The organism is Agrobacterium sp. InxBP2 (assembly GCF_026191755.1).
Lineage (GTDB): Bacteria > Pseudomonadota > Alphaproteobacteria > Rhizobiales > Rhizobiaceae > Agrobacterium > Agrobacterium pusense.
Window position 1 is genome coordinate 381,911 of record NZ_JAINDY010000036.1, and the last position, 13,304, is coordinate 395,214.

Consider the following 13,304-nt stretch of genomic DNA (forward strand, 5'->3'; position numbering starts at 1 on the left):
GAAAGACATCATGCCCGATCTTTCGCGTCGTGCCTTTGCCAGCGCCCTTCCTTTTGGCCTCCTCGGGGGAGGACTGATCCATAGTGCGCAGGCCATCGCCGCAACGCCGGAACCGGTCGCGACGCTGGCCAGCGTAACCCCGCTGGCGCAGATCCGCATCGGCCGCTTTACGGTGACGGCGCTGACGGATGGTTATGCGGATATGCCCTACAACTTCTTCCCGGGGCGGGATCCGGCCGAGGTGGAACAGGCGGCTGCCGCCCAGTTCACCGCCAGGCCAAGCGGAGTGCGATTTCTGTTCAATCAGTATCTCGTCGATGATGGCCAACGCCGCATCCTGATTGATGCCGGCGCAGCGGGCTCCATCGGGCAAACCGGCAACCTGCCGCAGGCCCTCGCCAGGCTCGGTCTGCGGCTTGATCAGATTGACGCGGTGATCGTGACGCATATGCATCAGGACCACATGGGCGGCCTGATCGCCGGCGGCAGGAACAACTATCCGCACGCGGAAGTCTATATCGATCGACGCGACGTCAAGCATTGGACCGACCCGGCCAAGCGTAGTGGCGCACCGGATTACCTTCAGACCAGCTTTCAGATGGCGGAAGAGGTCGTGCGTCTCTACCCCAGACTTCAGGCGATCGACGGGGAGCGCGAAATCGAGCGGGGCGTCTCGATTGTCGACCTGACCGGCCATACACCCGGCCATATCGGTGTTCGCGTGGAAGATGAGGGAAAGAGCCTTATCATGGTTTCAGACATGATCTTCCCGGTCGTACATCCGGCAGCGACTGACGTGTTCTTTCTGTTCGAACAGGACCGGGCAGCGGCCAAGGCAATGCGCGACCGCTTCTTTCCCCGCGCTGCTTCGGAAGGCACACTCATAGCGGCGACGCACATGCCGTTCCCGGGGCTGGGCCACGTCGTTGCCGATCGGGGACAAATCCGCTGGCAGGTTGCGGACTGGGCTTTGCAAGACTGAGGCCGGTTCAGGCCTCTGGAAAGGCAGATGGAAAATGAGCAGATATCTCGATATTGCCACGACTCCTTCCGTCGCGGCCGCGCAGGATAAGTATGGAAGCGCGGAGCAATGGGCGCGGATTGCCGCGCGCGGTGGCGTGGATGAAACGACCCGGGGCCAGCGCCTTAGCCCCGCAGAGGCAGGCTTCATTGGGGAGCGTGACGGTTTTTATCTTGCCAGTGTCTCGGAAACGGGCTGGCCTTACGTCCAGTACAGGGGCGGACCAGCCGGTTTTCTCACCGTTCTCGAGCCGGCACTCCTGGGCTTTGGAGATTTTCGCGGCAACCGGCAATACATTACGACAGGTAATGTGACGGCAAATGACCGTGTGTCACTGTTCCTGATGGACTACGCACACCGGCAACGCCTGAAAATTTTTGGACGCATCCGGATCATCGACGCAGCAGATGATCCGTCGCTGGCGGAGAGGCTGACCATGCCAGACTATTCCGCTCGGGTGGAACGTCTTGTCCTCATCGGCGTGGAAGCTTTCGACTGGAACTGCCCCCAGCACATAACGCCGCGCTTTACACTTGCTGAGCTGCAACGATGGCGACAGGCATCAGGCGCGGCGCCGTGAAATTGGTCCGAGGCGTCCGCGATGACGGCTTTAGGAACGATGTGAGCCGTTTGCGGAAATCATGTCCGCATTCGGCTCACGTCTGTCATCAAGTAGACTGCTTCGACGGAAATGCCCTCTCCTTTTCCAGGTAAGCAATAACAAAAGCGAGAGACAGTAGCGCCAAAACCGACCAGGCGAGCCAGTTGATGCCGGAGTGTTCGAGCAACAGGCCACCAATGATGCCGCCGCCCGCAATCGCAAGGTTCCAGGCGGTCACGATCATGGCTTGCGCTACCTCCGACGCCTTTCCCGAGGTTTTGGCGGCAGCGGTCTGAAACAGTGTGGCTGCGCCACCGAAAGCCAATCCCCATACACCGGTTGCCAGCCAGAAGAATTCAGGCACGTTTCCTCCAAGGCCGAAGATCAAGGCGGCGCCAGCGAAGAGCATGATGCTTGCCAGCACAAGTTCGCGCAGCCAGCGCCCGATCAGATAGCCGACAATACCAATCCCTGCGATGGCCGTTACCCCGAACAACAGCAGAACAACGTCGAGCTTCTGAGTTAATTCCGCAGGAGACACGAGCGGGGCGATGTAGGTATAGAGGATGTTGTGCGCCAGGACGAACAGCAACGTCACCATCAAGACAGACTTGATCCCACCTGTTGCCAACGCTCCGCCGATCGTGATCCGTTCGTTGATCGTGATGCCCGGATAATCGGGCACCTTCACCAACACCCAGCCGATCAAAACCACGGTGAGCGCGGTCATGGCCGAAAACGTACTTCGCCAACCGATCTCGGACCCTATCAGCGTCCCGGCGGGAATACCCAGTGACAGGGCCAGCGGCGTACCGACCATCGCGACAGCGATGGCGCGCCCCTTCAGCTCATCCGGAACCATGCGCGCCGCGTAACCGGCAACCATCGCCCAAAGCAGGCCTGCGGATACGCCGGCAAAAAATCGCGCCATCAGCAGGATGCCAAAACTGTCCGTGACGGATGTTATCGTATTGGCCACGGCAAAACCGGCAATGGCGCAGAGGAGAAGTGGTTTGCGGCGAAACCGCTGGGTGGCTGCGGTGAGCGGAATGGCCGCCACCAGAGACCCGATGGCGTAAACCGTGATGAGTTGGCCGACAACAGCGGGGCTGACGCCAAGGTCCGTGCTCATTTGTGGAAGAAGCCCTGCTGGCAGGGCCTCCGTCAAAATGGTTATGAAGCCAGCCGTGGCAAGGGCAAGCAGCGCCGCCATCGGCAATCGATTGCCATCTGATCCTGCGGCTGTTTTGCGGTTGTCCGGGAACGAATGTGACATGGTGTCAGCCCGTCTTGCCCAATTTGGGCAAAACGAGATCGCCGACAGAGTATGTATGGAATTCACTGGTGGAGACGGTGTCGAGCTTACGGAATTTTTCAACGAAAACCGGATCTGAAAAGAATTCGTCTACGTTGCCCGCCCCCTGAATTGCTTCGATATTGACCACGGTCAGCCCGTCAGTGCTCTTTGCAAGATTGCTCCACAGAAATCCGGGCTTTCGTTCTGCCACGTAGTGGACCACGTCCTGAATGATTTGAAACGCTTCATCCTGCTTGCCCGGATGGGCATGAATGACATTGACGATGAAAGTTGTCGGCTCCGGGGCGATGGCAAATCCGGCGGTGAATGTGCTGTCCATATGCTTTCCTTTCGTGAAAATCGGTACCCATTGTCGGGTCCCACTGGATATCGGCCGAGCGATAAGCGATAAACAGTCGCGTATTCCAATCAGAGCGGAAGAATATTCCTTAATGGGAACGATATGGATAAGCTTGGGACGCTGAGTATTTTCGTTCAGGCGGCGGAAGGCGGCAGCTTCGTTGCAGCCTCTCAAAGGCTGGGTCTCTCCAGCTCCGCCGTTGGCAAGGCCATTGCGCGGCTTGAGCAGGAGATGGGAGTACGGCTTTTCCATCGCTCGACCCGCAGCATGACGCTGACGGAGGAAGGGAGCTTTTTTCTCGATACCTGTCGGCGCGTTCTGTCTGAGCTGGACAGGGCGCAGGCGCAGCTTTCAAGGTCCCACAGCGAACCTCATGGCCTGTTGCGCGTGAGTTTTCCGCTGACGGGAATGCTGCTTATGCCGGCAATATCCGCATTCATGAAAGCATATCCCGACATCACGCTGGATCTCGATTTTACCGACCGACTGGTTGACGTGATAGAAGAAGGTTTCGATGCCGTTGTCCGCACTGGCGAGGTGCGCGACACGCGGCTGATGAGCCGCAAACTTGGTTCTTTCCGACACCGGATAGTCGCCTCGCCTGCCTATCTGGAGAGAGAAGGCATCCCGCTCGTTCCCGAGGACCTGTCAAGTCATCGCTGCATGCACCACCGATTTGCCAACTCGGGCAAACTGGAGCCATGGCCGCTGGCCAGAAGCGGCAAAGATCTGCGCATCGCGCTGCCGACGACGACGGTGGCCAGCACGCTTGAACCGCTTATCCACCTCGCAGAAAACGGCTTTGGCATAACCTGCCTGCCACACTTCGCCGTGGCTCAACAGATCGAACAAGGCACGCTGGTCTCGATACTCCAAGACTTCACAGCAGAAGCGGGTGTTTTCCGCGTCCTTTGGCCGACAAGCCGTTATCTATCGCCAAAAATCCGCGTGTTCGTTGACTTCATGGCTGATAATCTTTTCGTGCCGGAAAGGACTGCAGCTCATGTCAACGGGCAAAAAGCTGGCTAGAGGTTTCCGCCACCCCGCTGTTTCCGCCGGGCATGGACCGAGCGGGGCAGGCTCCAGCGACGCCCGCGCCGGTTAGCGGGCCATAAATGTCGGCCTTGTCAGATGCTGGACAACGGAACGCGTGACCCCGCCGAACACCCATTCCCGAAGTCTTGCGTGGCCATAGGCTCCCATCACCACAAGATTCGCACCTACTCTCTCGGCGTGATCATCTAAAACGTGAGACACCAAGCGATCATTGCGCGGCACGACTTGTGCTGACAGGTTTTCGACGCCGCGAGAAGAAAGATAGGATAATAAGCCTGGCGCCGGATCGCGTAGATCGCGGTTATCGTCAACGATGACAATGTGGACCGACCCGGCGAGCTTCAGAAGGGGCACGCTGGCCCTCACCGCAGAAGACGCCTCCGCGGTTTCCTGCCAGGCAATCATTACAGTCGGATTGTCGAAAACCAGCGATGCTGCGGGGTCGAACAGCACAGGCACGTCGGCATGAAACCAGGCACCGTCAAGAACGGCCTCCAAGGTGTTTTGATCGCCGAGAAGATCGGCACCGATCATGACAAGATCGGCTAGTCTCGCCCTTCGATCAACCTCGTTATCAACGCTGAACACTTCCGTATAGGCACTTTCCACATTGTAGGGAATACCCGTGCCAGCCAGGAAACCTTCGAGTTCCCGCACCGTCTTATCAATCTGCGCTTGGTCCCTTTGCCGTTCGTTCATCCAGGGAACAGAGACATTGCTGACGTGTGCTCCGATGGGAGGAACGGCGGATGTTCCAATGACAAAAACGGAAAGATATCCGCAGAGGGCCTTCGTGGCGTTTACCACGGACAATATTTGGGCTTCGCCAATATTGGGACTGCATACGTGTAAAATAGCTAGGTCTGTCACTGCCGCCCTCCGCCCCTGGCATCCTGCTCAACCGCTCTTTCGACAACTCCTACATATCAAGTCTTAAGGTGGATATCTTTTTCGAATGCAATTTTTAATATATGTAAAATACCTGTTCAATGTCGAGCAATCGTCAGAAGGTCGCACATGCTTCCGTATGAAACGACAAGAATAATCCGGATGCTATTGCCAATCTTCCCAATCCTCGGGCTCGCGGTAGGCGTCGGGGCACAATACGGCAATCTTATCGGACTCTCAAATTCGCGCTGATCGCCGGGACAATTCCGGTTCTCGTCACTCTGGTTTTTCAAATCCTGAAAAGTCTCCGCGCGGGTGAACTCGGGCTCGACCTGATCGCCATGATATCGATGACCGGCGCGCTTGTTTTTGGCGAATACATGGCGGGGGCCGTCGTGGCGCTCATGTATTCCGGCGGGCAATATCTTGAGCATGCAGCTGAAGGACGCGCCAGACGCGAGATGACCGCCCTCCTGTCGCGAGCCCCCAGGAAAGCCAACCGGCGAAACGGTAATCACATCGAGGAAGTTTCAATTGAGGAAATCGACACGGGCGATGTCCTCGTCGTACGCCGTGGCGACCTTGTCCCCGTCGATGGGATGAGCCGCCTTGGCCACGTTGGCTCATAAAGTATTATTCCGGCCTCGGCCTGATTTATCAAATGAATGTTTTTTTCATTCATCATTCGCCAGGCGAATATACGGCCGCGCCAAAATCGGTCCAGGTGATCGAGAGCAACGTGCAAGGGAACTGGCCGGTCGCCTGTAATTCGATTGTGTCAAGGACAGCCGTTTATAGACGGCGCTTCCGAGTGCTCGTGAAAAGAGCAGGTTGGCGGCCGCCGAGAAATAACGCGCTGAAACCGCTTAGCGAAAATCTGTCTGCGTATAGAAAACCGGCAATATGGGTATGATGCCCAACTCTTCGCCGGCACTGCTGTCGCTAATTCGTACTGAAGCAACCGCGGCGAAAGGCGGATGTAATCCCGAGGTGTTTTCGGATTGCGCGGCTCTTCACGTTTTGAAATGAGCAGTCACCGAAAATGAGTTCCCATCGGCGAACTATGCGGTCATGTCTTGCTCAGATCGTATGGGCACCTGCTCGACGAAACGCGAAGCAAAGAGTTGACAATATGGAAAATCCGGTTGCGTTGAATCGTCTTTCCGAAAACACGATCTTCCGTAAGGGCGATGTTTTCGTACTCTTCGGCGAATTGTTCGGTCGCGGGTACGCCACCGGCCTGCTAGACGAAGCCAGACGGGCTGGAATGGAGATTGTGGGGATCACCGTCGGACGGCGCGACGAGAATAACGCCCTGCGGCCGCTCGACGCCGAGGAATTGTCTTCTGCGGAGGCCCAGTTGGGCGGTAGGATCATCAACATACCGCTTATGGCGGGTTTCGATCTCGATGCGCCGGCAGACGGCCCGACTCCAACCGATCTTCTGGCAAAGATGACGCTTGAGAGCTGGGAACACGACAGGCTCGACTGGGACTATCTGGAGCAATGTCGAGACATTGCCACTGCGCGTTTCAAGGCATCGCTGTCAAAGGTCATGACCGCTCTAGACGGAATGATCGCTAATGGCCGCAATGTTTTCTTCGCCCACACAATGGCCGGCGGCATTCCGAAGGCGAAGACATTCCTGGTCGTCGCCAATCGAATCTACAAGGGAACTGGCCCCCGCCACATGTCTTCTCAGACGCTGCTCGACAGCGATATGGGAAAGCTCATTCTGCAGAATTTTGACGATGTTTCTGCGAACACCTTTCGCCATCTCATCGACTTTAGCACAGCGATCCGCGAGCGCATCGAAGCCTCGGGCGGACAAGTGCGATATACGGCCTATGGTTATCACGGATCGGCGGTCTTGATCGATGGGAGCTATCGTTGGCAAACCTATACCAACTACACCCAGGGATATGCGAAGATGCGTCTCGAAGGCATCGCCGAGGATGCCTGGGCGAAAGGCATTAAGGCAACCGTCTACAACTGCCCTGAAATCCGGACCAATTCGTCCGACGTGTTCACCGGTATCGAGCTGCCCCTGATACCACTGCTGCTTGCGTTGAAGAAGGAAAACGGGAGCGAATGGGCCGACGAACAATGGCAGGCCTGCGAGCAGCTACTCATGGACGGCTTAACCATGAACGATGTTTTCCGGAAGATCACCGACATGCAGGCCAGCGAGGTCATGCGTCCATTCTATGATTTTTCGGCATGGCCCATGGCAAACAGCCAGGCACAGGCCGATTTGACCATCGGCACGTCAAACGAGATCACCCGGATGCATCGGGATGGCAAGACGATGATTAGTGATCTCCTGAGCAGTCTCGTTGTGACTGCAACAGGGCAACTGATCTTTGGCGAATCGTCTGAACCCGCGGGTCCCGTCCTTTGGCTCAACCACGATATTGTTGCCCGGCGACTTAACGCTTCCCACCCGCATTCTAAGTCTTCTGCGCCGCTCGTCGCTCAGGGGACGGCATCCCCGCATCCTGAGATGGCGTGACGGCGTCCCCAACCTGGCTTGGAAACCAGGTGTCTTGGCCTGGAGCGACAAATCCCGCCAGGGGAACGCCCCTCCAATTGGTCCCGTGTACTTGCAGCTTGTCGCAGGCGTCATAAGAAGCGAGTCCGTTGGAGCATCCAAGAAGGGCCGAAGCTCTTTTTTCCGCGACATTGGAACAAAATCGGAAGTGGCCCATTTCATCGGCGTACAATTCTCAGGGCGCTGAATGATCGACAACCAGAACTCCCGGCAGGACGCCAAAGACGCCGGTGAGCGTCTTGTGTCAGCGCATGCATCAGAAGATCCGTTTGCGGCCGCATTCAAGGCCACCCGCATGCCGATGCTGATTACGGACCCACGGCAGCCAGACAATCCCATCATTTTCTGCAACAAGGCGTTCTGCACCCTCACCGGCTACGAGGTTGGCGAGCTAATTGGACGCAACTGCCGACTCCTTCAGGGACCACAGACCGATCCGGACGCAGTCACCAAACTTCGTGACGCCGTTGCATCGCAAAAAGACATTGCCGTCGATATCCTCAACTACAGGAAAGATGGATCCAAATTTTGGAATGCACTTTTCGTAAGCCCGGTGCGCGACGTGTCCGGAGCCGTGATCTACTTTTTCGCCTCGCAGCTCGACTTCACCAATATCAAGAGTAAGGAAGCCGAACTCGCCCGCGCCCGGCACATTGCCGAGGAAGAAGTAGCGCTTAGAACGGCCGATCTGACCGAGGCCTTGCGCGCAAAAACGGCGCTCGTCCATGAGGTCGACCACCGCGTGAAAAACAATCTTCTGACGATCGCTTCCATCGTCAAGCTCCAGGCGCGAATGACAGACAACGAGGTCGTCGAGCGGACACTGATGTCCGTGCTGAACCGCGTCGAAGCACTGAGCACCGTTCAGCGCAAACTTCTGAACGATGAGGATGTTGGCCATTTCGACGTGGCGGATTTCGCCAACACCCTGATGCTGGACAAGATCGGTGCCTTGAAACGGACCGATATCAGTCTCACGACAGACCTTCACGAGGTCGTGGTTCCAGCAACCAAGGCATCTCCTCTGGCCTTGATCATCAACGAACTCATTGGAGACGCGATTGGCCGGGGACTGAAAGAAGGCGGTGGTGAACTGCATCTGGAAGTGAAGCGACTCAACGGTCACTTCCTCATTCGGGTCGTTGACACCGTTGTCCCGGTGGAAGTGGATAGCGAACAAGCCGCCTTCAGCAAGAAGATGCTGGAAGCGTCACTAAAGCAGTTGCGTGCAACGATCGTAAGGACCGTCGATGGTCGCCGTACTGACGTGCGGGTCACGCTCTCTGTAAAAGACTGAAAGGATATCGCGTGAAAATCTTGATTGTTGAAGACGAGGCTTTGCTGGCTATGGAGCTTGAGAGCGAGGTCGAAGAGGCCGGGCACGAGATCGTCGGCGTCGCCGCCGAAAGCAAGCAGGCTTTATCCTTGATCGAAAAGTCCTCGCCACAGTTCGCCTTTGTGGATATTCAGTTGCTGGACGGTCCCACGGGTATCGACGTCGGCCGTCATCTTGCGTCCCGTTCAATTCCCTATGTCTTCGTTTCCGGAAATCTGAAGCGGATTCCTGAGGATTTTGCGGGCGCCCTTGGTGCGATCGAAAAACCTTACACCATGAACGGACTGCAAAATGCGCTGGAATTCATCGACACCATTGTGAACGGTGAGCACCAGTCCGTCACCGCGCCTCCAAGCCTCGTTTTATCACCCCGTTTGCTCGCTGCTATGTCGGCGTGAAACGCATCCGTGATTAGGGATTGACCTTGAACTCACCATCTGAACGCATTGAAGCCGTTCGCAATTCTGGTTTGCTTGATGTTCAGGGCCAATCCGAATTCCAGGATATTATCGAGGTTGTCAAAGCCGGGCTGAAATCTCCGGTGGCACTGATTTCCATTCTTGATGAGCACCGGCAGGTCTTCATCGCCCATCTGGGCCTTCCGGAAAAATGGGCCGAGGCGGCAGAAACGCCGCTGACGCATTCCTTCTGCCAGCACGTGGTTCGCGACAAGATACCCCTCATTATCGGGGATGCGACACTCCACGACCTCGTCAGGGACAATCTGGCCATCACCGATCTCGGCGTGATTTCATACATGGGTGTTCCGGTCACGATGCCGGATGGCCTGGTAATCGGTGCGCTCGCGGCAATCGACGGAGAGCCGCGAAACTGGACCGAAAGCGAGCTGGAGTTGCTGAGCCGGATCGGGCGCGTCGTCTCCAATCAGATTGCGACCTTCCTCTCCGAGCGTCGATGGGGAACACTCTTTCAACAGCTAGAAGAAGGCATCGTCGTCGGCTCCGTGATCCGCGATCTTGAAGGGTCGATCATCGACTGGCGGTTTGATACAATCAACCCGGCCTGGAGTGTTCTCCTTGGCTTGCCCGGAGATGGCGTCCCGGGCCGAACAATGCGGGATGTCTTCCCCGACTTCGAGGAAGAATGGATTTCCGATGTCGCCGAAGCGATGGAGACTAGGCAAAGCAAGCGTTTCACTCGCAAGATTCGCTCCCTGAATCGCTGGTTCGATGGCTATGTCCAGGCGACTGGCAACGATAAATTCGTCATCATCTTCGTTGACGTTACCGATCGGATGCAGGCGGTGGAGGCGCTACGCAACAGCGAGACGAAGCTGCGACTGATCGTCGAAGGCGCCAAGGATTACATCATCCTGACGCTTGATGAAAACCAACGCATCACCAGCTGGTTCGGCGGCGCGGAGGAGACTTTCGGCTGGTCGGAAGCGCAGATGCTCGGCAGACCGTTCGAAGAAATTTTTACACAGGAAGATCGGGCGGCGAATATTCCGCAGTTTGAGATCGAAACGGCGGGCCGCGACGGTGTTGCACTTGATCGCCGATGGCATCTTGCCGCCGATGGTACGCGGGTTTTTCTTGACGGCACCATACGCCCGATGCCCAATCACTCCTCATCCCATCTTTCCGGCTTCATCAAGGTTGCGAGAAACGCGACAGCCCAAAAGCTGTCGGAAGACCGGCAGCTCGCTTTTCTGGAGCTGGGCGAAAAGATCCGCGAACTCGACTCGGTCGCCGAGGTCGCTTTCGCAGCAGCGGAAATCATGGCTCGAAACCTGCAAGGGGCAACGCGAGCCGGTTATGGCATCGTCGATCCGATCGCCGAGACCGTGGAGATGCTGCCTGACTGGCGCGCGCCCGGAATGTTCACCGTTGCCGGCCAGCATCAATTTCGCGATTACGGTTCCTATATTGAAGACCTCAAGCGTGGCGAACTGGTCATCATAGCTGACGTTGCGGCCGATCCAAGAACCTCGGCGTCAGCGGAGCTTTTGAACTCGCTGGGCATCTCCGTCCTCGTCAACGTCCCTATTCTTGAGCGGGGCGCTTTCGTCGGCGTCATGTTTGTGCATTACGAAAAGCCGCACGAATTTTCTTCAGAAGAACGGGATTTCGTGCGGACGATTGCCGATCGCACCCGCGAAGCAATATCGCGGATACGTGCGGAAGAGGAACAGCAGGTTCTCAACCATGAGATAAGCCATCGGCTGAAGAACACGATGGCGATGGTTCAGGCAATTGCGACCCAGACCCTTCGGCCCGTCACCGACAGAGCGCCCGTCGAAGCGTTTGTCAGCAGGCTGCACGCACTTTCAAAGGCGCATGAAGTACTGCTCACTCACGACTGGTCATCGGCGCGTATGATGACCGTGATCGATACCGCGCTTCGACAACTCTCTCTTCCGGATCGTTACCGTCTGTCAGGTTCCGACCTTGAAATCGGGCCGCGGACTGCGCTCAGCCTTGGCCTTCTCATGCACGAACTCGGCACCAACGCTCTGAAATATGGCGCGTGGTCGAGCGACGGTGGAAAGGTCATCGTGACCTGGAGGGTTGAGCCCATCGGTGGGGATGGCATGGTTGTTGTGGAGTGGAACGAACAGGACGGCCCGCCGGTGGAACTGCCGTCGGCAAAAGGGTTTGGATCGAAGCTGATCCGCATGGGCCTTCTGGGAACCGGGGGCGTCGAGATCAATTACGATCCTGACGGACTGCGCGTGACCATGCAGGCGCTGGTTTCACAGCTTGAGCAGTGACATCGAGCCGAAGCCATAGTGAGGGGCAACCATGATCGGCAAACCAGTTTTCGACCGACCGTCCATGGCTGCCGACTGCAACTGTCAGCACCAGGGCTCACCGGTGAAATACCTGCTAGTTTAGCGCTGAACCTGCAGTTAAGGATGTAGCCGAACAGCGCCAATTTGGCTCAGCAAGCACTTTCAGCGTGGCCTTCGCCCGGCGCATCGGCATTCCCTCCTCCTCAATACGCCCTCATGACAGCACGCAACGGCGAGGGGAAGGAGACAACCAATGGAATTCAGACAATGATGTTGGAGTATTGGCAATTTCTTGGCTGGCTGGCCTACTGAAAGAGCCGCCATCGAGGACGGCAGAGGTCGTCTGTCTAATTGGGAACCTGTTGGGCGAGTAGAGTTGTCCGGTAGCGTTGATCTGGCGTTTCTAGACCAGATTGGCACTTTCTCCTCGGACCTGAAAACGGCTGATAAGAATTGTCCTCAGGCTGGTAAGACCGATACCGGCTCATACACCAGGCAACATGGTCGTCGTTCAGCGAGGCAATTTGTGGTCGCTTCTCCGTCTCGACCAGATCTATCGGTGGGACGCAGCGCCTGCGTGGCCCGCCACTGAAGGGTTGGTAACTTTTATCGGCCTTCACATAAGACCGGTATTTGCGGGAGCACCATTCATCTGATTTGTGCTCCGCAACATCAATCTGAGTCGCTTTTCCAAGCGGTAGACCGCTATCTTCTATGGATGGCTTGCTTCGCGGGACATCATTGGAAGCGAGGAGCGCCTCATCAACGTCAGCCGGTAAACGCTCATAGGCTTGCTCATTTGGATCAACACGCTTGACCTGCGTGGTCCACAACGGCTCCTCATTTACATCAAGAATGACAGGTGGCTGGGACTGTGACCTGAGATCGGATGCAATCCTCATTCCACCGCCAACAACGGGTAATGAGCAGAGAAACAGTAGGGAGCCGACGATAACGTTTTGCATGGCGCATCACTAAAAAGCATCGAAATATCGCCAGAGCAGCAGGACGGAAAATTTCGTGCCGCTCGGCACACGGGTAGCCGATCAAATTGTTGGTCGCGCCACCGCGACCAACGCTGAGTGGCCGGGAAAGCTGTCAGATCGAAAGAACGTCGATGATCTTACAGCCTGCAGGATCGATGAACGACGACTTGACATCTCGCCTCCATCGATCGCCCGGGTTACCGGCTTAGTTCATGATCCTGATGACCTTGCGGGTGCCGGGATCGACGATCGCGGTCTTTCCGTTAACGACGACGTAGCTGTAGGTCACATCCGGTGCATCAATCCTGTGCAGCTCCACCGTTTCCGGAAGGGCAGTGCCAACCACGACATCGACATTTGGCACATCCACTGAGGTGACCGTGTGCGCAGTCACGTATTTCTGGATCACAACTTCCTGTTCCGGGCTGATCACGACGGTCTGCGCGTGCAGA

At 56.7% G+C, this 13,304-nt stretch carries 13 protein-coding genes; 8 read left to right on the top strand and 5 right to left on the bottom strand.

From position 1 onward, the window contains the following. Nucleotides 1-10: 10 nt before the first annotated feature. Both K7A42_RS25955 and K7A42_RS25960 read left to right on the top strand, forming a co-directional pair. Nucleotides 11-982: an MBL fold metallo-hydrolase gene (locus K7A42_RS25955; protein WP_112556341.1), complete on the top strand. Its 972-nt coding sequence runs from the start codon at nucleotides 11-13 to the stop codon at nucleotides 980-982. Between the two features lie 34 nt (nucleotides 983-1,016). After that, on the top strand, nucleotides 1,017-1,601 hold the full coding sequence (locus K7A42_RS25960) for a pyridoxamine 5'-phosphate oxidase family protein (protein WP_006697866.1): 585 nt from the start codon (nucleotides 1,017-1,019) through the stop codon (nucleotides 1,599-1,601). Nucleotides 1,602-1,689: 88 nt separating this feature from the next. Here K7A42_RS25960 and K7A42_RS25965 read toward each other — a convergent pair whose 3' ends face one another. Together K7A42_RS25965 and K7A42_RS25970 are read right to left on the bottom strand one after the other, a co-directional pair. Continuing rightward, the gene (locus K7A42_RS25965; RefSeq protein ID WP_282456142.1) at nucleotides 1,690-3,000 is read right to left on the bottom strand and encodes an MFS transporter; all 1,311 of its coding nucleotides are present in this window, start codon (nucleotides 2,998-3,000) and stop codon (nucleotides 1,690-1,692) included. Continuing rightward, on the bottom strand, nucleotides 2,903-3,259 hold the full coding sequence (locus K7A42_RS25970) for an antibiotic biosynthesis monooxygenase (protein WP_004446047.1): 357 nt from the start codon (nucleotides 3,257-3,259) through the stop codon (nucleotides 2,903-2,905). The genes K7A42_RS25965 and K7A42_RS25970 overlap by 98 nt, the downstream gene beginning before the upstream one ends. A gap of 123 nt (nucleotides 3,260-3,382) precedes the next feature. On the opposite strand from K7A42_RS25970, the gene K7A42_RS25975 reads away from it, so the two are divergent. Further along, nucleotides 3,383-4,309 (top strand): LysR family transcriptional regulator, encoded by a 927-nt coding sequence (locus K7A42_RS25975; protein WP_044459044.1) that lies wholly within the window; start codon nucleotides 3,383-3,385, stop codon nucleotides 4,307-4,309. 72 nt (nucleotides 4,310-4,381) lie between these two features. Here the strand turns inward: K7A42_RS25975 and K7A42_RS25980 are convergent, their stop codons facing one another. After that, nucleotides 4,382-5,206: a universal stress protein gene (locus K7A42_RS25980; RefSeq protein ID WP_162719276.1), complete on the bottom strand. Its 825-nt coding sequence runs from the start codon at nucleotides 5,204-5,206 to the stop codon at nucleotides 4,382-4,384. Between the two features lie 359 nt (nucleotides 5,207-5,565). On the opposite strand from K7A42_RS25980, the gene K7A42_RS25985 reads away from it, so the two are divergent. The 5 genes from K7A42_RS25985 to K7A42_RS26005 all read left to right on the top strand — a co-directional run bounded on the left by K7A42_RS25985 (nucleotide 5,566) and on the right by K7A42_RS26005 (nucleotide 11,845). Continuing rightward, nucleotides 5,566-5,853, top strand: a complete 288-nt coding sequence (locus K7A42_RS25985) for a hypothetical protein (RefSeq protein WP_162719277.1) — start codon at nucleotides 5,566-5,568, stop codon at nucleotides 5,851-5,853. A 503-nt stretch (nucleotides 5,854-6,356) separates the two neighbouring features. Next, nucleotides 6,357-7,736: an enoyl ACP reductase FabMG family protein gene (locus K7A42_RS25990; protein WP_112556351.1), complete on the top strand. Its 1,380-nt coding sequence runs from the start codon at nucleotides 6,357-6,359 to the stop codon at nucleotides 7,734-7,736. A 226-nt stretch (nucleotides 7,737-7,962) separates the two neighbouring features. Beyond that, on the top strand, nucleotides 7,963-9,072 hold the full coding sequence (locus tag K7A42_RS25995; protein WP_006697873.1) for a PAS domain-containing protein: 1,110 nt from the start codon (nucleotides 7,963-7,965) through the stop codon (nucleotides 9,070-9,072). A gap of 11 nt (nucleotides 9,073-9,083) precedes the next feature. After that, complete coding sequence (locus K7A42_RS26000; RefSeq protein ID WP_006697874.1) at nucleotides 9,084-9,509, top strand: response regulator; 426 nt, start codon at nucleotides 9,084-9,086, stop codon at nucleotides 9,507-9,509. Between the two features lie 26 nt (nucleotides 9,510-9,535). Then, on the top strand, nucleotides 9,536-11,845 hold the full coding sequence (locus tag K7A42_RS26005; RefSeq protein ID WP_174151357.1) for a GAF domain-containing protein: 2,310 nt from the start codon (nucleotides 9,536-9,538) through the stop codon (nucleotides 11,843-11,845). 368 nt (nucleotides 11,846-12,213) lie between these two features. On the opposite strand, the gene K7A42_RS26010 is transcribed toward K7A42_RS26005, so the two are convergent. Next, nucleotides 12,214-12,831: a BA14K family protein gene (locus K7A42_RS26010; RefSeq protein WP_112556353.1), complete on the bottom strand. Its 618-nt coding sequence runs from the start codon at nucleotides 12,829-12,831 to the stop codon at nucleotides 12,214-12,216. Between the two features lie 226 nt (nucleotides 12,832-13,057). Beyond that, the gene (locus K7A42_RS26015) at nucleotides 13,058-13,303 is read right to left on the bottom strand and encodes a DUF1236 domain-containing protein (RefSeq protein ID WP_282456038.1); all 246 of its coding nucleotides are present in this window, start codon (nucleotides 13,301-13,303) and stop codon (nucleotides 13,058-13,060) included. Nucleotide 13,304 lies beyond the last annotated feature (1 nt).

Coding starts and splice junctions, on each gene's coding strand:
- K7A42_RS26010 (WP_112556353.1), bottom strand. CDS start 12,831: ATGCAAAACGTTATCGTCGGCTCCCTACTGTTTCTCTGCTCATTACCC.
- K7A42_RS25970 (WP_004446047.1), bottom strand. CDS start 3,259: ATGGACAGCACATTCACCGCCGGATTTGCCATCGCCCCGGAGCCGACA.
- K7A42_RS25975 (WP_044459044.1), top strand. CDS start 3,383: ATGGATAAGCTTGGGACGCTGAGTATTTTCGTTCAGGCGGCGGAAGGC.
- K7A42_RS25995 (WP_006697873.1), top strand. CDS start 7,963: ATGATCGACAACCAGAACTCCCGGCAGGACGCCAAAGACGCCGGTGAG.
- K7A42_RS25960 (WP_006697866.1), top strand. CDS start 1,017: ATGAGCAGATATCTCGATATTGCCACGACTCCTTCCGTCGCGGCCGCG.
- K7A42_RS25990 (WP_112556351.1), top strand. CDS start 6,357: ATGGAAAATCCGGTTGCGTTGAATCGTCTTTCCGAAAACACGATCTTC.
- K7A42_RS25985 (WP_162719277.1), top strand. CDS start 5,566: ATGATATCGATGACCGGCGCGCTTGTTTTTGGCGAATACATGGCGGGG.
- K7A42_RS25955 (WP_112556341.1), top strand. CDS start 11: ATGCCCGATCTTTCGCGTCGTGCCTTTGCCAGCGCCCTTCCTTTTGGC.